This is a genomic window from Providencia stuartii (genome assembly GCF_029277985.1).
Classification (GTDB): domain Bacteria; phylum Pseudomonadota; class Gammaproteobacteria; order Enterobacterales; family Enterobacteriaceae; genus Providencia; species Providencia zhejiangensis.
The window spans coordinates 2,644,597-2,662,634 of sequence record NZ_CP119546.1 but is presented as its reverse complement, the minus strand read 5'-3'; the positions used below and the strand labels follow the sequence as shown (position 1 = coordinate 2,662,634).

The 18,038-nt window shown below is 40.8% G+C and carries 16 protein-coding genes; 9 read left to right on the top strand and 7 right to left on the bottom strand.

The window, feature by feature from the left end; genetic code table 11:
- The first annotated feature begins 119 nt into the window (after nucleotides 1-119).
- The 9 genes from arnB to P2E05_RS11615 all read left to right on the top strand — a co-directional run bounded on the left by arnB (nucleotide 120) and on the right by P2E05_RS11615 (nucleotide 9,216).
- Nucleotides 120-1,265, top strand: a complete 1,146-nt coding sequence (gene arnB, locus P2E05_RS11655; RefSeq protein ID WP_154623360.1) for a UDP-4-amino-4-deoxy-L-arabinose aminotransferase — start codon at nucleotides 120-122, stop codon at nucleotides 1,263-1,265.
- Nucleotides 1,265-2,257 (top strand): undecaprenyl-phosphate 4-deoxy-4-formamido-L-arabinose transferase, encoded by a 993-nt coding sequence (gene arnC, locus P2E05_RS11650; protein WP_163862047.1) that lies wholly within the window; start codon nucleotides 1,265-1,267, stop codon nucleotides 2,255-2,257. The genes arnB and arnC overlap by 1 nt, the downstream gene beginning before the upstream one ends.
- Entirely contained in the window at nucleotides 2,257-4,239 is a 1,983-nt protein-coding gene (arnA, locus tag P2E05_RS11645) for a bifunctional UDP-4-amino-4-deoxy-L-arabinose formyltransferase/UDP-glucuronic acid oxidase ArnA (protein ID WP_154623361.1), read from the top strand. The genes arnC and arnA overlap by 1 nt, the downstream gene beginning before the upstream one ends.
- Complete coding sequence (arnD, locus tag P2E05_RS11640; RefSeq protein WP_247047057.1) at nucleotides 4,239-5,132, top strand: 4-deoxy-4-formamido-L-arabinose-phosphoundecaprenol deformylase; 894 nt, start codon at nucleotides 4,239-4,241, stop codon at nucleotides 5,130-5,132. Before arnA ends, arnD begins: the two co-directional genes overlap by 1 nt.
- A gap of 7 nt (nucleotides 5,133-5,139) precedes the next feature.
- Nucleotides 5,140-6,798: a lipid IV(A) 4-amino-4-deoxy-L-arabinosyltransferase gene (gene arnT, locus P2E05_RS11635; protein ID WP_163862041.1), complete on the top strand. Its 1,659-nt coding sequence runs from the start codon at nucleotides 5,140-5,142 to the stop codon at nucleotides 6,796-6,798.
- Nucleotides 6,795-7,142, top strand: coding sequence for a 4-amino-4-deoxy-L-arabinose-phosphoundecaprenol flippase subunit ArnE (arnE, locus tag P2E05_RS11630; RefSeq protein WP_154623364.1), 348 nt, complete (start codon nucleotides 6,795-6,797; stop codon nucleotides 7,140-7,142). Before arnT ends, arnE begins: the two co-directional genes overlap by 4 nt.
- A complete protein-coding gene (gene arnF / locus P2E05_RS11625) occupies nucleotides 7,139-7,537 on the top strand; it encodes a 4-amino-4-deoxy-L-arabinose-phosphoundecaprenol flippase subunit ArnF (RefSeq protein WP_154623365.1) in 399 nt (132 codons plus the stop codon). Before arnE ends, arnF begins: the two co-directional genes overlap by 4 nt.
- Nucleotides 7,538-7,636: 99 nt before the next feature.
- Nucleotides 7,637-8,125 carry a C40 family peptidase gene (locus P2E05_RS11620; RefSeq protein WP_154623366.1) on the top strand — a complete coding sequence of 163 codons (489 nt, stop codon included), beginning with the start codon at nucleotides 7,637-7,639 and terminating at the stop codon, nucleotides 8,123-8,125.
- A gap of 74 nt (nucleotides 8,126-8,199) precedes the next feature.
- Nucleotides 8,200-9,216 (top strand): lipoate--protein ligase, encoded by a 1,017-nt coding sequence (locus P2E05_RS11615; protein ID WP_276122753.1) that lies wholly within the window; start codon nucleotides 8,200-8,202, stop codon nucleotides 9,214-9,216.
- Between the two features lie 77 nt (nucleotides 9,217-9,293).
- Here P2E05_RS11615 and P2E05_RS11610 read toward each other — a convergent pair whose 3' ends face one another.
- The 7 genes from P2E05_RS11610 to P2E05_RS11580 all read right to left on the bottom strand — a co-directional run bounded on the left by P2E05_RS11610 (nucleotide 9,294) and on the right by P2E05_RS11580 (nucleotide 17,926).
- A complete protein-coding gene (locus P2E05_RS11610) occupies nucleotides 9,294-10,871 on the bottom strand; it encodes a phosphoethanolamine transferase (RefSeq protein WP_272657385.1) in 1,578 nt (525 codons plus the stop codon).
- Nucleotides 10,872-11,200: 329 nt separating this feature from the next.
- Nucleotides 11,201-11,572 (bottom strand): helix-turn-helix domain-containing protein, encoded by a 372-nt coding sequence (locus P2E05_RS11605; RefSeq protein WP_154622097.1) that lies wholly within the window; start codon nucleotides 11,570-11,572, stop codon nucleotides 11,201-11,203.
- A gap of 651 nt (nucleotides 11,573-12,223) precedes the next feature.
- The gene (locus P2E05_RS11600; protein ID WP_163862038.1) at nucleotides 12,224-13,009 is read right to left on the bottom strand and encodes a heme ABC transporter ATP-binding protein; all 786 of its coding nucleotides are present in this window, start codon (nucleotides 13,007-13,009) and stop codon (nucleotides 12,224-12,226) included.
- A gap of 5 nt (nucleotides 13,010-13,014) precedes the next feature.
- Nucleotides 13,015-14,016: a FecCD family ABC transporter permease gene (locus tag P2E05_RS11595; protein ID WP_276122752.1), complete on the bottom strand. Its 1,002-nt coding sequence runs from the start codon at nucleotides 14,014-14,016 to the stop codon at nucleotides 13,015-13,017.
- Nucleotides 14,013-14,834 (bottom strand): heme/hemin ABC transporter substrate-binding protein, encoded by an 822-nt coding sequence (locus P2E05_RS11590; protein ID WP_163862032.1) that lies wholly within the window; start codon nucleotides 14,832-14,834, stop codon nucleotides 14,013-14,015. Before P2E05_RS11590 ends, P2E05_RS11595 begins: the two co-directional genes overlap by 4 nt.
- 15 nt (nucleotides 14,835-14,849) lie before the next feature.
- The gene (locus tag P2E05_RS11585; protein ID WP_163862029.1) at nucleotides 14,850-15,899 is read right to left on the bottom strand and encodes a hemin-degrading factor; all 1,050 of its coding nucleotides are present in this window, start codon (nucleotides 15,897-15,899) and stop codon (nucleotides 14,850-14,852) included.
- Nucleotides 15,900-15,925: 26 nt separating this feature from the next.
- Entirely contained in the window at nucleotides 15,926-17,926 is a 2,001-nt protein-coding gene (locus tag P2E05_RS11580; RefSeq protein ID WP_154622093.1) for a TonB-dependent hemoglobin/transferrin/lactoferrin family receptor, read from the bottom strand.
- Nucleotides 17,927-18,038: the final 112 nt, after the last annotated feature.

Here is an 18,038-nt window from a genome sequence, read left to right as displayed (position 1 = left end):
TAATCGTCTGTTTGGTTATGCTTTATGTAATAATAAATGTTTTCAGGTGTTGATGTTCGGTTAAAGTAACTTTGACTAGAATACTCTCTTCTTAATAAAAAAATTAGGCTGCAAACTATATGAGCAATTTCCTTCCGTTTTCAAAACCGGCAATCGGTGACGAAGAGGTTAAGGCAGTAGAGAAAGTTCTGCGTTCGGGGTGGATCACTACGGGTCCTCAGAACCACCAGTTAGAGCAAGATTTTTGTGAGCGTTATGGTTGCAAGCATGCCATAGCATTAGCTTCAGCCACTGCGGGTATGCACGTTGTGTTAATGGCATTGGGGATTGGTCCCGGCGATGAAGTTATCACGCCTTCACAAACGTGGGTATCCACCCTCAATATGATTGAGTTACTAGGTGCGACACCGGTTATGATCGATGTCGACCGTGATACGCTAATGGTGCAACCTGACGCGGTAGAAAAAGCGCTCACTGCGAAAACGAAAGCGATAATTCCTGTGCATTATGCAGGTGCTCCTTGTGATCTCGACGCTTTACGCGCTATTGCGCAAAAAGCGGGGGTTCCATTAATTGAAGATGCTGCCCATGCGGTCGGCACCCGTTATAAAGAGGAATGGGTTGGTCAACACGGCACGGCCATTTTTTCTTTCCATGCCATTAAAAATGTCACCTGTGCAGAAGGTGGTCTTGTTGTTACTGATGACGACGAGCTGGCGCAACGTGTTCGTACATTGAAATTCCATGGACTTGGTGTTGACGCTTTTGATAGACAAATGCAAGGACGAAAACCACAAGCCGAAGTGGTTGAACCCGGTCTAAAATATAATTTATCTGATATTCATGCTGCGATAGCTGTTGTTCAGTTGTCCCGTGTTGAAGAGATGAATCAACGACGCGCACAATTGGTGGCACGTTACCGTGAAGCGCTGAAAAATTCGCCATTGCAAATGCTTTCAGTTCCTGAATACCCGCATTTACACGCCAATCACTTATTTATGGTGCGTGTTGATAAAAATGTCTGTGGTATTGATAGAGATAGCTTTATGGAAAAATTGAAAGCGTATGATATCGGTACAGGTTTGCATTTCCGTGCAGCACATACACAGAAATATTACCGTGAGAAATATCCGCAACTCTCACTTGTAGAGTCAGAATGGAACACCGCGACGCTTTGTTCTCTGCCTCTCTTCCCTGATATGTCTGATGCAGATGTTGACCGGGTTGTTAAAGCGATAAATGAAATCCTTTTGGAGTCAAAATAGTGTCATTTGTAGATGAATTTGAAGAGATCAAAAAGGTCTCTGTTGTAATCCCTGTTTATAATGAAGAGCAAAGTCTTCCTCAGTTACTTGAGCGTACAATTAAATCATGTAAACAACTTACGCAAGATTATGAGTTAATTTTAGTTGATGATGGCAGTAGCGACCGTTCAGCTAAAATGTTAACTGAGGCGGCAGAAAATCCTGATAACCACGTTATCGCGATTATTTTGAATCGTAATTATGGGCAGCACTCTGCAATTATGGCTGGTTTTAATCAGGCAGATGGTGATTTAGTTATCACTCTGGATGCAGATTTGCAAAACCCTCCAGAAGAGATCCCACGTTTAGTCCAAACTGCGGCTCAAGGTTATGATGTAGTTGGTACGCGCCGAGCAAATCGTCAGGATTCTTGGTTCCGTAAAACCGCATCTAAAATGATTAATGCGATGATCACGAAAGCAACTGGCCGCTCAATGGGCGATTACGGTTGTATGTTACGCGCTTATCGTCGTCACATTATTGATGCGATGTTGCAATGCCATGAAAGAAGCACATTTATTCCAATTTTAGCAAATACGTTTGCGCGTAGAACCATTGAAATTGATGTCGCTCATGCTGAACGTGAGTTTGGTGATTCAAAATACAGCTTTATGAAGCTGATTAATTTAATGTATGACCTACTGACTTGTTTAACAACGGCGCCTCTACGTTTGTTAAGTGTCGTTGGTAGTATTATTGCAGTCGGTGGTTTCTTGCTAGCAGTGTTGTTAATTGTATTACGTCTACTCTTCGGTGCAACTTGGGCTGCCGACGGCGTATTCACACTGTTCGCCATACTGTTTATGTTTATCGGTGCACAATTTGTCGCGATGGGCTTACTAGGTGAGTATATCGGCAGAATTTATAATGATGTGCGCGCGAGACCCCGTTATTTTATTCAAAAAGTCGTCGGTGCTAGTGATAAGACTGACAAAAATCAGGAAGAAAACTAATGAAAGCTATTGTTTTTGCCTATCATGATATTGGCTGTGTAGGGCTGAAAGCGCTTAAAAAAGCAGGTTTCGACATTCAGGCAGTCTTTACTCACACTGATGATCCTAACGAAAACCACTTTTTCTCTTCAGTAGCGCGTGTCAGCGCAGACATGGAACTTCCTGTTTACGCGCCAGAAAACGTGAACCATCCACTGTGGATTGAACGTATTCGTGAATTAAAACCAGATGTGATTTTCTCATTCTATTATCGTGATATGTTGAGTGAAGAACTGTTGGCTCTCGCTCCTAAGGGGGCATTTAACCTACATGGTTCTTTATTACCTAAATACCGTGGCCGTGCACCTATTAACTGGGCGCTATTGAACGGTGAGAAAGAAACTGGCGTCACGTTACATAAAATGGTTGCGAAAGCGGATGCTGGTGACATTATTGCGCAAGAAAAAGTCGCGATTACTGACACAGATACCGCATTGACTTTACATGCAAAAGTTCGTGAAGCTGCTGAAGTTTTGTTAGACAAAACATTACCATTAATTGAAGCGGGCAGCTATAAAGCGATCGCTCAAGATGAGAGCCAAGCAACCTATTTTGGTCGTCGTACTGCGCAAGATGGTTTGATCGATTGGAATCGTTCTGCAAAAGAGATTGATTGCTTAGTTCGTGCAGTGACTGAACCATATCCAGGAGCATTCACCTATTTAGGTGAGCGTAAAATGGTTATTTGGCGTGCCCGTGTATTAGATGACAATCAAGGTAAACGTGCGGGAACGGTACTCTCAAGCGATCCTCTGCGTATCGCTTGTGGTGAAGGTGCGATTGAAGTCGTTAGCGGACAAGGCGATTCCGGCTTATATATGCAAGGAAACCGTCTGGCGAACGAAATGGGCATCGTCACCGATGTTCGTGTAGGACCAAAGCCAACCGCTCAAATCAAGCGTCGTAAGCGTGTTCTGATTCTTGGTGTTAACGGGTTTATCGGTAACCATTTAACTGAGCGTCTATTGCAAGATGATAATTATGATATTTACGGTATGGATATCAGTTCATCGGCGATTGATCGTTTCATTGGTAACCCACGTTTCCACTTTATTGAAGGCGATGTCAGCATTCATACTGAATGGATCGAATATCACATCAAAAAATGTGATGTCATTTTGCCGCTGGTTGCCATTGCAACGCCAATTGAATACACGCGTAACCCACTGCGTGTCTTTGAATTAGACTTTGAAGAAAACCTGAAAGTTGTGCGTTACTGTGTGAAATATAACAAGCGTATTATCTTCCCATCGACCTCTGAAGTTTATGGTATGTGTGATGATAAAGAGTTTGATGAAGACGAATCACGCTTGATTGTTGGCCCAATCAACAAACAACGTTGGATCTATTCCGTGTCTAAACAATTGTTAGACCGAGTGATTTGGGCATACGGTGCGAAAGAAGGCTTGAAGTTTACACTATTCCGTCCATTTAACTGGATGGGACCACGTTTAGATAGCTTGAATTCGGCTCGTATCGGTAGTTCACGCGCTATCACGCAACTTATTTTGAACTTAGTTGAAGGTTCGCCAATCAAGTTGGTGGATGGTGGTGAACAAAAACGCTGCTTTACTGATATTAAAGATGGTATTGAAGCACTGTTCCGTATCATTGAAAACAAAGATGGTAAATGTGACGGTCAGATTATCAATATCGGTAACCCAACGAACGAAGCGAGCATTCGTCAGTTAGCGGAAATGTTGCTTGAAAGCTTTGAAAATCACCCATTACGTGGCCACTTCCCTCCGTTTGCGGGCTTCCGTGAAATTGAAAGTAGCAGCTACTATGGTAAAGGTTATCAAGACGTTGAGCATCGTAAACCAAGTATTGAAAATGCGCGTCGCCTGCTAGAGTGGGTGCCAACCATTGACATGAAAGATACCATTGAAGAAACGCTGGATTTCTTCTTGCAAGGTGCAGTGGAAGAATTAGGTAAGAACTAATGAAAAAAGTTGGCTTGAGAATTGATGTGGATACCTATCGAGGCACATTAGAAGGTGTACCACAGCTACTCAAAGTGCTTAAACAGCATAATATTCAGGCCAGCTTTTTCTTCAGTGTAGGACCCGATAATATGGGGCGCCATTTATGGCGCCTTTTGCGTCCTAAATTCCTGTGGAAAATGCTAAGGTCGAATGCAGCTTCTTTATATGGACTCGATATTTTACTTGCGGGTACGGCGTGGCCCGGCAAAAAAATAGCTAAAGATTTAGGCTATTTAATGAAACAAACCTTAGATGAAGGCCATGAGGTTGGATTACATGCTTGGGATCATCAAGGTTGGCAAGCTAAAGTCGCCAAATGGAGCGATGCTCAATTGACTGAGCAAGTTAAATTGGGGGTCGATGCATTGCAGCAAGCGATTGGGCAACCAGTGACCTGTTCGGCTGTTGCAGGGTGGCGAGGTGATGAGCGTGTCTTGGAAGTTAAACAAAAATTTGGGTTTCACTATAACAGTGACTGTCGTGGTAAATACCCATTTCGACCTGTTTTACAAGATGGTTCAATAGGTACAGTACAAATTCCTGTCACATTACCCACTTATGATGAAGTTGTTGGGACTGTTGTGAGTGATGAGGATTTTAATGATTTTATCCTACAGGCCATTAAAGATGATCTAGGTGTGCCTGTTTACACCATTCATACCGAAGTTGAAGGGATGTCGAAATCACAACAATTTTCACAATTATTGGAACGAATTGCCCAAGAAGAAATCCAATTCTGTACATTGAGTGATTTACTGCCAGAAGACATAAACACACTGCCTAAAGGAAAAGTGGTTCGTGCACCATTCCCAGGGCGTGAGGGCTGGCTTGGCTGCCAAGAAGAGGGATAGTATAAGCATGTTGAATAACCGAGCGAGCAAAGTAGGAGCCTCTCTGCTGGCTCTTTTTTTTATCTTAACTTATTTGCTACCGTTAAATAGCCGTTTACTTTGGCAACCAGACGAAACACGATACGCAGAAATTAGCCGTGAAATGCTGCAACGCGGTGATTGGATCGTGCCGTATATGCTGGATATACGCTATTTTGAAAAGCCTGTTGCGGGCTATTGGATTAACAATATCAGCCAAATGATCTTTGGTGATACTAACTTTGCGGTTCGTTTTGGTTCAGTATTCTGCATCTTGCTCAGTGCGCTACTGATTTATCGCATGGCAAAAATGATGTGGCGTAACAATCATGTAGCTTATGTTGCCAGCTTCATCTATGTGTCTATGTTTCTCGTATTTGCCGTAGGAACATACAGTGTACTCGACCCGATGTTATCATTGTGGATTGCGGCAAGTATGTACTGTTGCCTATGGGCGATGAAGGCGAGAGGGATAAAAGAAAAACTAGGCGCTTGGATATGCCTTGGTTTAGCGTGTGGGATGGCCTTTATGACAAAAGGCTTCTTAGCATTAGCGATTCCTGTGATTGTGATGTTACCGATTACCCTTTATCAAAAACGCTTCTTAGAGATGGTGAAGTATGGGCCATTGGCGATTATTTCCGCAGTAATCATTAGCTTACCTTGGGCACTATCTATCGCCAAGCAAGAGCCTGATTATTGGAATTACTTCTTTTGGATAGAACATATTAAGCGTTTTACCGCTGATGATGCTCAGCATATCGCCCCATTTTGGTATTACATTCCTATTATCCTGTTAGGAAGTATCCCTTGGGCTGGTCTGCTACCAGGCTCGCTAATTAAAGGTTGGAAAGAGCGTAAATCCAATCCAGATATGTTTTTCTTGTTTTGTTGGTTTATTGTGCCAGTTATTTTCTTCAGTATCTCGCGCGGTAAGCTTCCTACGTATATGTTGCCATTTATGGCTCCGCTCGCATTACTTATGGCCAAATATGGTGTGGATTGTGTGCGTAGCGGTAAAATGAAAGCTTTAAAAGCCAATGGGATCATCAATGTTGCAATTGGTGTTCTAGCAGTGATCGCAATTATTGTGGCGGGAACGGTGATTAAGCGTCCTTTGTATGAAGCGGATGAGTGGTCGAAAATGGTGCTTGGTATCGTTGCTTTTTCCATTTGGGGCATCATTGGTTACCTATGTACCGTGTTAAATGCGAAGTATTGGTTATGGGCTGCATCTTGTTCACTCGCAGTAAGCTTATGTATCGGTAGTGCTCTGCCAAACAACACCATTAATTCAAAATTGCCACAAAGTTTTATTCATAAGCATCATGATTTATTGATGGATAGCAAATACTTAATGGCAAGTAACGTTGGTATTGCGGCTGGACTGGCTTGGGAAACTAAAAACTCAAATATTTACTTGTATAATAGCAGTGGTGAATTGACTTACGGCCTAGAGTATCCAGACAGTCAACATCGTTTGGTGAAACCGGATCAATTTGCAGCTTGGCTAGCAAAAGCGCGTCAAGAAGGTCAAGTCACGGTCGTCTTCTTGCTCGGCCGTAAAGAGGGATTACCTGACATTCCTAAACCTGATGAAGTCATTAGTAATTCGCGTATTGCGATAGTGGTATATCACAAACAATGATTGCACAATTATTCCTATTGCTTTTCGTCAGCGTACTAACGTGTCTTGGGCAAATTGCACAAAAACAAGCCGTTGTCTGCTGGCAAGGTGATAAACATAATAAAACAGCAGCGGCCATTCGTTGGCTGCTGCTAGCAGTATTGATGCTTGGGTTAGGTATGTTGTTTTGGTTAAAACTACTGGAAAGCATGCCACTCAGTATTGCTTACCCTATGCTCAGTATTAATTTTGTGTTAGTTACCTTAATTGGCCAATTTGTTTACCATGAACCTACAGGTCTTAATCATTGGTTAGGGGTAGCGGCAATTATGTTTGGTATTTTCTTGATGAGTATAAGTGGATGAATAAAGGCTATTTTTGGGTAATAGGTAGCGCACTATTAGTCACGATTGCACAATTAAGCTTAAAAGCTGGCGTTGTGGGATTGCCTTCATTTACTTTAGGCTGGCATTGGTTGCAACTCGAATGGTTAATCACCAATGTGGTTAATCTGAGTATTGTATGCGTTGGTTTAGTTTGTTATGCCTTATCGATGCTGTGTTGGCTATTGGCATTAAAATCAATTCCACTTAATAAAGCCTATCCATTGATTAGCTTAAGCTATGTTTTTGTTTATCTATTAGCCGTTATTTTGCCTTGGTATAATGAGCCTGCGACATGGCTAAAAGCAGGGGGAATTGCTTTTATTATTCTGGGCGTCTGGTTGATTAGTCGACCTGTGAAAGCAAAGTCTCAATAATAGAATGAGGTAGTTTAAACTTCTGATTATTTATTTTTCATCTTTCAGCGGCTATGATAATAAATTAAACATGTCACTGATTTATTCACAGGGTGCAGCATGATAATAAAATGGCAGTATCTACCATTATTGTTTTCATTGGTGTTAATCGGCTGTTCGTCTACATCGGTAAAAAAGACGCCGCCCCCGCCATTAAAAACACAATTATCGGATCCCATTATGACAATTGCTCAACTTAAGGAGCAATTACAACAGTGGTATGGCACGCCTTATAACTATGGTGGGATGAGTCAAAGCGGTATTGATTGCTCTGGTTTTGTTTATCGAACCTTTAATGATCGTTTTGCCATTCAATTACCTCGTACCACGATAGATCAAACCCGATTAGGTACCCGTATTGATAAATCAGATTTAATGCCAGGTGATTTGGTTTTTTTCAAAACCGGTTCAGGTGAAAATGGCTTACATGTTGGGATTTATGATACAGATAATACCTTTATTCACGCTTCAACCAGTAAAGGTGTCATCCGTTCTTCAATGGATAACGTCTATTGGCGAAAAGTGTTTTGGCAAGCTCGCCGCATCTGATTTCACTGTCATTGCCTCATTTTTATCTTTATTTATGCTATCTTAAGAGCAAATTTTGCTTTTAAGGTAGCACTATGTCTAGCTTACGTTTATTGATATCTGAATCGTTCGATCCTTGGTTTAACCTTGCTGTAGAAGAGACTATTTTTCGCCAAATGCCAGCAGACCAGCGGGTCATGTTTTTATGGCGCAATGCGGATACCGTCGTCATTGGACGTGCGCAGAACCCATGGAAAGAATGTAACACGCGTCGTATGGAAGAAGATAATGTCCGCTTAGCTCGCCGTAGTAGTGGAGGAGGGGCTGTTTTTCAGGATGTAGGCAATACCTGTTTCACCTTTATGGCGGGCAAACCTGAATATGATAAAAGTATATCGACAAAAATTATTGTTGATGGTTTGATGCGTGTGGGGATCGACGCTGAAGTTTCTGGACGCAATGATTTAATCTTAAATACGATTGATGGGCCGCGTAAAATCTCCGGCTCAGCGTACCGTGAAACAAAAGATAGAGGCTTTCATCATGGCACTTTATTAATTAATTCAGATTTAAACCGTTTAGCTGATTACCTCAATCCCGATCCCAAAAAATTACAGGCGAAAGGGATCACCTCGGTTCGCTCACGAGTGGCTAATTTGTGCGAATTGGTCGCGGATATTAGCCATGAAAAGGTGTGTGAAGGCATTATACAAAGTTTCTTCGATTATTACGGCGAAACTGTTGACGCTGAATTTATTTCCCCTGAAAAACTGCCAGATTTACCCAATTTTAGTGACACTTTTGCGAAACAAAGTCGTTGGGAGTGGAATTTTGGGCAAGCCCCCGCTTTTACTCACTACAGTGATACTCGTTTCCCTTGGGGAGGTATTGAGTTTCATTTTGATATCGAGAAAGGGGTCATTAAACGTTGCCAATTTTTCACGGATAGTCTTGAACCATCACCGTTAGAATGGCTTAGTCAGCAGTTGAGCGAACAAGTTTATCAAACTGACACTGTCCGTAAACTGATTGTACAAATGCGTCAGATGTGGCCTGAACTGGCTGAACAAATTTCAGACCTAGAAGGTTGGTTAATACACGAGTTAAGCTAAATAAAATTCACCTTTCGTTAACGGTTACTTAGCCATTGAACCTAAATAGATGGAGGCTAAGTAACAGTTAACGTTATTTATTTTTCTTGAATATTAATCGCATCATCCATTCTAGCTTCGAGTTTTTCACTTAAGCCAAAATCTTCTTCATCGCTCTCTGGAGTAAATAAATGATAGCTTTCCTTTAAATGTGGGTTAGAAATACCAAGCCAACTTGCTAATCCATTAATAAACATCATGCCTGACTTTTTCGCGATAATATATTGTGTCGATACCTGATCTGAAGAAAGCTGAATTAAAGGTACGCGATACGCATATTTCGTTTTTCCATGCATAATTTTTATTTGTTCTTCTGTGTCTTGATGAGAAAGACCATGGTCAGCAAAATAAATCACTGAGAATGTACGATCTTTTTGTTTGTATTGCTTTTCTAGTAATGAGTAAATTGCCTCAATCACTTCATCTGTTTTATTGATGCTAGCGACATAACACGAGATATTGTGATATTTAATATCTTTAGTGGTAAACGGATTATCATAGTCCTCAATTCTGCCACATGGGTTCGGGTGAGAGCCATAGAGATGTATAATAAAAAGCCTTTTTTGTTTTTTTTGAGTCGGGCTAGTCAATTCTTTTTTAAAGAGAGGGATCAGTGAAAAATCACTCTCATCATTAGAATTAAATGCGCCAAGTTTATTAAATCTTTTGACATCGGCATGTTTTGCGATAAACGTAATCGGTGTATCATGTTGACCAATATAACCTTGATTAGATATCCAGTACGTTTTAAAACCCGCTGATTTAGCTAATCCAACAATATTAAGTCCGTAATTTGGTTTAACTGTTTCTTTATCCGATAACGTTAGCATTAACCGCAATGAACCAATGGTGTTGTTATCTGCGCTGTTTAAACCATCAATAATGGTACTATTCACGCGATTCAAAAATGGCGTATTGTTTATCGGGTATCCGTAAATTCCCATATAATCACGGCGCACACTTTCACCAATGATTAACACATAATCATCATAATGTTGGTTATTATCTAATGTCGATTTTCCCCACTCACTAGATTTAGTAAAATCACGTAGTGTGATAATTTCTTCTTTCACCTTGGTGGCAGATTCATAAACGTTATAGAAATATTCAAATGGAGATTGATTAATCAAGGCGATTATGACTAAAACAATCATTAATGTTTTGTTGCGATAGTAATTAATATTTAGCTTAGAGCATAATTTTTTAAAGGCTAAAATACCAATAATAATTAATATGGCATAAAAATAATTTACTATTGAAATCTGTGTAAAAAATTCAATCCCTTCGATCGCATCGGTTGCAATAACCGATGCAAAATATTGATATGTCGGTTTATCAAATGTTAAGCCAATGGGCGTATAAATTGCATACAGAATAGCAATTGGTATTCCTATCCATACATAGGCTTTCTTGGATGCATAGAGAATAATATAAAGAGCACAAACGAGAGTAATATCTCTAAGGGTTGGATGGGCGTAGCCTGATCCCTTCAACATTAATTTAGATGAAATAATAAGTATGATAAGAGGGATAATATAGATAAGTAAGTTTTTTATTTTTACAATCTTATCTTGTAACTTATTTTTATACCATTCAGATAATCTGGGGTGTTTCACAAATAGCCTTTAAAATATACTTAAGAGTGACTTAATTATAACGCTGTGGAATAATTGAAAGAAGGTTATTGCTTTTTTTGTAGAATGTCAAAAGATCATAGCGAGCGTTTTATTTAAAAAGAAAGCGAACTTAAGCGATTATTGGAACGAACGTAATAGTAGCAGGCGGAAATTTTTCTCTTTTTAAAGAAAGATTCAACGTTAGTGTGGGGCTGACGCGGTATAAAAAAGAGCCGGTATTTACCGGCTCGGACATAGACTTCAATGTTTAGGGAATGAAAAAATTGTTAAGGGGATTAATAATACTCAACTATACAACTGAAATTTACTTAGCTATTACAATTGCAAGACATAAAGGTTTTACACTCAGGCATTTGACCACTTTGGCGAAACTTTGCTGGAGTGATATCAAAATGTTTTTTAAATATACGTGTGAATGTCGCTTGTGAGCTAAAGCCATACTGTAGAGCAATATCTAAAATAGGTAGATTACCATCACGTAATGATTTTGCTGCTTCGAGTAAACGACGTTTACGGACGTATTCGCCAAGCGTGCAGCCTTTCATTTCTTTGAAAACACGCTGTAAATGCCATTTAGAATAACCACTTTTATCGGCAATAGTGTCGATTTTGATGCCTTCATTGCGTTGTAACTGACTTTCCAGCCATTTAACAATATCGTTGACTACACTCTCAGACATATTTACCTCCCACTGCTATGGGTTATTGTTCATTAATAACTAATAATAACTAAAGAAATTAGTATCTATTCTTCCTATTTTTCCGATATATCGATAGGCATAACGTGCTTTTTTTTAATGAGAATAATAATAACTTCGATAGTTTTTACCAATCGGTCAATTTTATACATACATTAGTGTATGTTATTTATTATTTTAAATCAATATGATATGAATTGTGTGTTTTATTTTAATCAATCTGTATCCTTATCCGACCCCTTATTCAAATTTTTTGTCGGAAGCATTCGAAATTATTAACCAAGTAAAATATTGAAAAATTAATTTTGCTTAAATCTGTAGTGAGACGCGATTTTAACCATCAATCGTTAGGAAATACCGAGCTAATAGTAATGAATGTAAATGCTTTATAATTTTTATTTTTCAATGTTATTAACTGTATTTTTAATTTTAGGAAGATAATTTGACAAGCAATTCGTATTAACTTATTGGTAACAACCTAAAGCGTCATTTATCGATGATAATAAAAGGTCAGTGATGGGAGAGGGGGGAAGCGGTCATGACGCATATTTGTCGCGACTGTATGGCGTGATAAATTGATAAAAAGGAAAGAAGGTTTCTTGAATAAAATGCGCCAAGAAACCTAAGAGATTGTTAGCGTCGTAGGTATACGTGAGGTGTTGCAATTTCTGGGTGTGAGATCACACCGAGATCGGCTTTATACCATTGAGTTAAATTTGCGGTAGTGAGTACCTGTTCAGGTGTACCTGTTGCAACGAGTTGCCCTTGATGAATTAAATAAACCCGATCAGCATAAAGTGCAGTGAGGTTGAGATCATGCAAAACACAACATACGCCAAATGGGCGCTCACGAGTTAGCTGATGCAATAAACGTAAGCTATGTTGTTGATGATAAAGATCAAGAGCAGATGTTGGCTCGTCCAGAAATAAACAGGCTGGCGTCGTATTTGGTTGCCACACTTGCGCCAGTACTCGCGCAAGTTGAACCCGTTGCTGTTCACCGCCTGAAAGTTGGCGAAAATCACGCTGGCGTAGTTCAAGACAATCTGTTTGTGTTAAAGCTTCTTCGATGGCTTGTTGCTTATGCTCTGAACCGTAAGGGCTTCGCCCCATGGCAACGACGTCTTCAACGGTAAAAGCAAATGATAGGCTATTTTGCTGCTTCATCACCGCACGTTTTTTTGCTAATGCCTTGTGTTGCCATTGGCCCAGCGCTATGCCTTCTAATAAGCATTCGCCGGTGGTTGGGGGCGTAAATCCAGTTAATAGCTTTAGTAGACTGGATTTACCTGCACCGTTAGGCCCAATAATGACAACCATTTCATGCGGTTGTATGGATAGACTAATGTCCTGTATTAGTCGCTTATCACCGATTTGGTAACTGAGATTGCGTGCCTCTAGGAGAGATGATGTCGTCATGGTTTTTAAACCCTCCCTGTTGGTTGACGTAAAATTAGCCATAAGAAGTAAGGGCCACCAATTAAACCGGTAAGTAACCCAACTGGGATTTCAGCGGGGGAAACCGCGATCCGTGCAAGAGTATCTGCGACTAGGAGTAACGTTGCGCCAACAATTGCGGAACCAGGGATCAGCCAACGATGATCTGGACCCAGAGTCATGCGAATGAGATGAGGCACGACTAATCCCACAAACCCAATCACACCACTCATTGCGACAGCACACCCGACAAGTAGAGCGCTGAGGAAAAGCAAAATAAATTTTGAGCGTTCAACGTTTAATCCGAGATAGTGCGCATCTTCATCACCCAGTTGAAGTAGGTTAAGTTTATTACCTTGCCAAAGGCAGACAAAGCAGGTAGGTAAAATCACACTAGCGGCAATGGCCAGTGAGGACCAATCGACATTCGCCAGTGTTCCCATCATCCATAAACTAAAGGTACGTAATTGTTGGTCATCACTGATATAACTTAACACCCCAATAAATGACATACATAATGCATTGATAGCAATACCAGCAAGTAATAAGCGTGACAGGTTGCCATGAGAGTAACGATTCAAGCTAAAAATAATCACTGAAACAATAAGGCTGCCAATGAAAGCCGCACCGATATGCCCATAGTTAAGTAAGACACTTGGCAATGAAAATGAAAAAACGATAAAAGCGGCAACGCATAAAGCCGCACCGCTACTGATCCCTAATAAGCTTGGGTCGGCGAGAGGATTACGGAAGAGTCCTTGCATAATAGCGCCAGAAACGGCAAGCGCTAAGCCGACTAAAATAGCCAATAAGATACGCGGTAGGCGAATATTAAGCCAAATTTGCCAAACGGGGTCTGTGGCTGGTGTTTGCCACAGAGTCTTAAAGGAAACATTCATTACACCCGCATTGGAAGCGAGTAAGGCAATGACGCTCAAAAGCAGTAAAAGGACAACAATAGCTAACCTTGGGTGTTTAATTCGATTCATTGAAACTTCTCTAATGCCTCTCGCATTTGCTGCATGACTTTTGGCGTACCGAGACTAAAACCAAGCATTCCCATATCATCAACAACGATCAGTGCTTTATTTTTTGCTGCCGGAGTCATGGCTAATCCGGGGAGTTTCCAAACGTTATCTTCTCCACCTAACGATTTAATGCCTTCATGAGTCACGATAATGAGGTCAGGTTGGCTCGCGATAACGCCTTCTTGTGATAAAGGTCGATAGCTATTAAAGCCTGTCATTGCATTTTTAGCCCCTGTTGCTTTGATAAGGCTATCTGCGGCAGTTTGTTGTCCAGCGGCAAGAGGGAGTACACCACCATGACTCATGATAAATAATACTTTTTTATCTATTGGTGACGTATTTACGGCGGCAACTTGTTGATTAAATTGTTCCACCAACTGTTGACCTTGTTCTGTTTTGCCAACTGCGTTGGCAACAGTCGTAATTTTTTCTGGAATGGCTTCTAATGCAGGTTTACCAGTGACTTTGATAATCTTTACGCCACTTTTTTCTATTTGGGAAAGTGCGATTGAGGGTTTTGCTAGTTCACTGGCTAGCACAAGCGTTGGGCGCATAGAAAGTACGCCTTCAGCGTTGAGCATTCGCATATAACCGACATCGGGTAGCTTAACAGCTTGAGCGGGATGAAGGCTGGTGCTATCCCGAGCAACAACTTGTGAACCTGCATCAAGCTCAAAAACAATTTCAGTGACATCACCACCAAGTGTGATGATACGTTCTGCCGAGTGAGCAGTGAAGCTCATGATTAAAGTGACTGCAATTAGAAGCCATTGTTTCATTTTATTTACCTACGATTAAATGTGCGGTAGCGCCATAACCTGATTACGCCATTGTTCTTGCTCAGGCGTACCTTCTGTACGTTGCCCATACATCTGTACAATTTGATGACCGTCTTTATCGAAGACTTCAAGGCTTGTTACGAAACCATCTTGAGTTGGTTTGCGCGTTACCCAACACTCTGAAACACCATTTTCAATCATATGTAAGGTAAAATCTGGATTGAAAATATTCAGCCATTTAATATCAGAACCTTCAGCTTGATATGGCATCAAACGTTTGAGTTGGCCTGTAAAAATTTGTACGCAACCGCGGTTACCGACAAAAATCATAATTTCATTTTGATCGTTAAACGCAGTATTAACCAATTGGTTAAATGAATCAGCAGGCACTCGCCACGCGAGATCATCACTGACAGCGCGGAATACTTGTTGGCGACTTAAATTGTTTTTCTTCAGTAAGATAAAGAATTGGTGAACATCGGTCATGTTGCGCCATTCTTGCTCAAGCTGTTGTTTCAATTCATCGCTGATAGGCTGTTCAGAGAAAGGCTCTGCGGCTTCAATAACCAATGGAGGATTATCAGAGGTTGCATATTGTTCAATCAATGCATGCCAAGCAGCCATGTCGGTCTCATCTGTAGTATAGACCTTATGTAGCGCATCACCTTGTTTGTCAAAAAACTGAATGCTATGACGTTCACCGTTTTTAGCGTCTTCAGTCAAGGTGAAAACCGAATCCCAATGGCTGAAAAACATGCGTAAATCGAGTGCGCGTGGATTTAAAATCAATCCGGCATGCGCACTGAATTTAGCATTGTCATAACGACCAATTTGTTCATGAACAACATATTCATTGCGAGTGATGGCTTTAACATTGCCAACCGCCGCTAACGCTTTGAGTAGTGTAGGGGCATCAACATTCAGTCTTTGCGCTTTGTCATGGCCAACACGGCTATGTAAAAGTTCGCCTTCCGAAACATTGAGATAAGCAGCTAGATCACGAGCATATTTGGCTTTGTTTTCTACTTTTGCTTGTTGATAACGCTCAAACAGTGTTGAACTCACAGTGTATCTCCTTAATTAACAATAAATTACCATTGGAAACTGACAAATAGCTTCGCATTACGTCCATCCTGCGGGACGCCTTGTGATGAGTAGTATTCTTTATCGAAAGCATTACCTAAAACGACACTGGTTCCTAGGCCTTTTAATTGGCCTTCACCTTGATAGCTAACGTAAAAATCATGAACAGCATAGCCTGCTTGGCGTGGTGCTTTGGATGCATCGTTGAAATCGGTATGACGAGTAAATTCACCTAACCAACCCACAGAAAAACCACTGTCTGAAATGGGGACGTTAAGGTTGCTGGTTAGCGAGTCAGGTTTAATGGAGGTAATTGATTTACCATTTGATTCGTCTTTACCTTCGGTATGGTTGTAAGCCAAATTCCAACCAAAATAGTCGTTTTTATAGTCCATTGAAGCATCCCAACCCCAAATTTTAGCTCGTTTTGTATTGATGGAGGTTGTGTAGTTATTCTGAGGATTTCTAAAGTCAACATTCACATAGGTATTGATATAGTCTTTTGCTTTAGTATCAAAATAACTAGCTTTAAATTGTAGATTGTCACGCTCAGTTAGGAGGTCATCAAACCTTAGCCCAAACCCATATTCAGCAGTACGTGTAGACTCTGGTTTGAGGTTGGGATTTGGTCGCCATCTATTGACTATTGGGCCCATTTGGAAATGAATTTCATCGTTATACATTTCCATCATAGAAGGTGCTCGGAAAGCTTCTGAATAAGAGGCAAATAACATTGACCAGTCTGTTGGGGTAATGCTAACGGCGCCTTTAGAAGACCATTTGCCTTCTTTCACGTCCTCATTATCTTTAGCGGTTGCTTTATAATGGTCATAGCGAGTGCCAACAATAAACGATACAGGTAAATCTTTTAAGGCGATTTCATCTTGCAAGAAACCGGATGCAAAGGTGATATCAGCATCAGGGAATTGCGTTGTTGACGCGTAAGGTGTTTGATTTTGTTTGTATGTTTCGCCGCCATAAGTAAAGTTATGGGCTGCGATAGGTAAATCATACAAGTGTGTTTTATTATCAACTTTCAGACCATAAGTTTTTTGGGTACGGCCTTCATAGTGAGTATTTTTACCTTTAGCGGTAATATTGACGTCAGAATAGTAAGTGGTCGCTTTAAGATTTAACCAATCGTTTGATTCTGGATTTAATTGGTAAGTCGCTTGGGCATCACGTTGACGTGTAGTGCGGTTAACCTTTAGATTATCCTTAGTAATATCGATTTGTTGTGGGTCTTTGGGTTCATAAGCATTGTTATTGTAATAGCGCAGTTGCCCTGACAATTTTTGGTCATCATTCACCTGCCATGTGCCTTTAGCAAGCATGTTGGCTATGGTTTCTTTGTTTTCCATATCATCGCCATTACTCAAGCGAATATCACCCACTTGTTTGGTGACAAAACTGAATAAACCATCAAATTGTTCAGTTCGCCCAAAAGATGTACCGCCGAAACCAAAACTATGATCCCCTGTCGCCGCTTGGCTAAAAACACGGAAACCGCTGTTTTGGCCTTCGCGTAATAGATCTTTAGCGTCTACGGTTTCCCAAGCGATCACACCGCCCATTGCGCCGCTACCATACAGTAGAGCTGAAGGACCGCGAACAATTTCAACTTGTTTTATCAATGCCGGATCAATAAAAGTACCATTTACATGGCCAGTATCAGTACCTTGGCGCACATTATCGACTAATGTCAAAATACCGCGACGGTCGAAACCACGCATATAGATATCTTGCCCATTTACACGGCTGGTGCCTGTGACACCAATACCCGGAACTTTACGTAAGATGTCATTTACAGTACTTGCCGTTTGTGTTTCAGGTGAATTATTTTTGATAACAGTCACCATCATCGGGGCATCGAAGCTATCTCTTTCAGTACCTGTAGCATAGACGGTCATCACATCATTGCGATTTGATGTTGTTGTTTCTGCATGAGCGCTTGCCATAACGGAAAGTATTGCGCTTGTCAGAACGGATAAACGTAAAACATGAGACATATAGTTATACTCCATAAAGTGTTACCGGTTTGCTCCCTAAGTTTCGATTTTGCCTAAAGCCGTATGCAGGGAAACAAACCGGCGAGTATTATTTATTTTATAATTATTAAAT

What these genes read in the sequence shown, in the direction of transcription:
- arnE (WP_154623364.1), top strand. Translation starts at nt 6,795, where the DNA reads ATGATTGCACAATTATTCCTATTGCTTTTCGTCAGCGTACTAACGTGT.
- arnT (WP_163862041.1), top strand. Translation starts at nt 5,140, where the DNA reads ATGTTGAATAACCGAGCGAGCAAAGTAGGAGCCTCTCTGCTGGCTCTT.
- arnD (WP_247047057.1), top strand. Translation starts at nt 4,239, where the DNA reads ATGAAAAAAGTTGGCTTGAGAATTGATGTGGATACCTATCGAGGCACA.
- P2E05_RS11590 (WP_163862032.1), bottom strand. Translation starts at nt 14,834, where the DNA reads ATGAAACAATGGCTTCTAATTGCAGTCACTTTAATCATGAGCTTCACT.
- arnA (WP_154623361.1), top strand. Translation starts at nt 2,257, where the DNA reads ATGAAAGCTATTGTTTTTGCCTATCATGATATTGGCTGTGTAGGGCTG.
- P2E05_RS11595 (WP_276122752.1), bottom strand. Translation starts at nt 14,016, where the DNA reads ATGAATCGAATTAAACACCCAAGGTTAGCTATTGTTGTCCTTTTACTG.
- arnF (WP_154623365.1), top strand. Translation starts at nt 7,139, where the DNA reads ATGAATAAAGGCTATTTTTGGGTAATAGGTAGCGCACTATTAGTCACG.
- P2E05_RS11580 (WP_154622093.1), bottom strand. Translation starts at nt 17,926, where the DNA reads ATGTCTCATGTTTTACGTTTATCCGTTCTGACAAGCGCAATACTTTCC.
- P2E05_RS11605 (WP_154622097.1), bottom strand. Translation starts at nt 11,572, where the DNA reads ATGTCTGAGAGTGTAGTCAACGATATTGTTAAATGGCTGGAAAGTCAG.
- P2E05_RS11600 (WP_163862038.1), bottom strand. Translation starts at nt 13,009, where the DNA reads ATGACGACATCATCTCTCCTAGAGGCACGCAATCTCAGTTACCAAATC.
- arnB (WP_154623360.1), top strand. Translation starts at nt 120, where the DNA reads ATGAGCAATTTCCTTCCGTTTTCAAAACCGGCAATCGGTGACGAAGAG.
- P2E05_RS11620 (WP_154623366.1), top strand. Translation starts at nt 7,637, where the DNA reads ATGATAATAAAATGGCAGTATCTACCATTATTGTTTTCATTGGTGTTA.
- P2E05_RS11615 (WP_276122753.1), top strand. Translation starts at nt 8,200, where the DNA reads ATGTCTAGCTTACGTTTATTGATATCTGAATCGTTCGATCCTTGGTTT.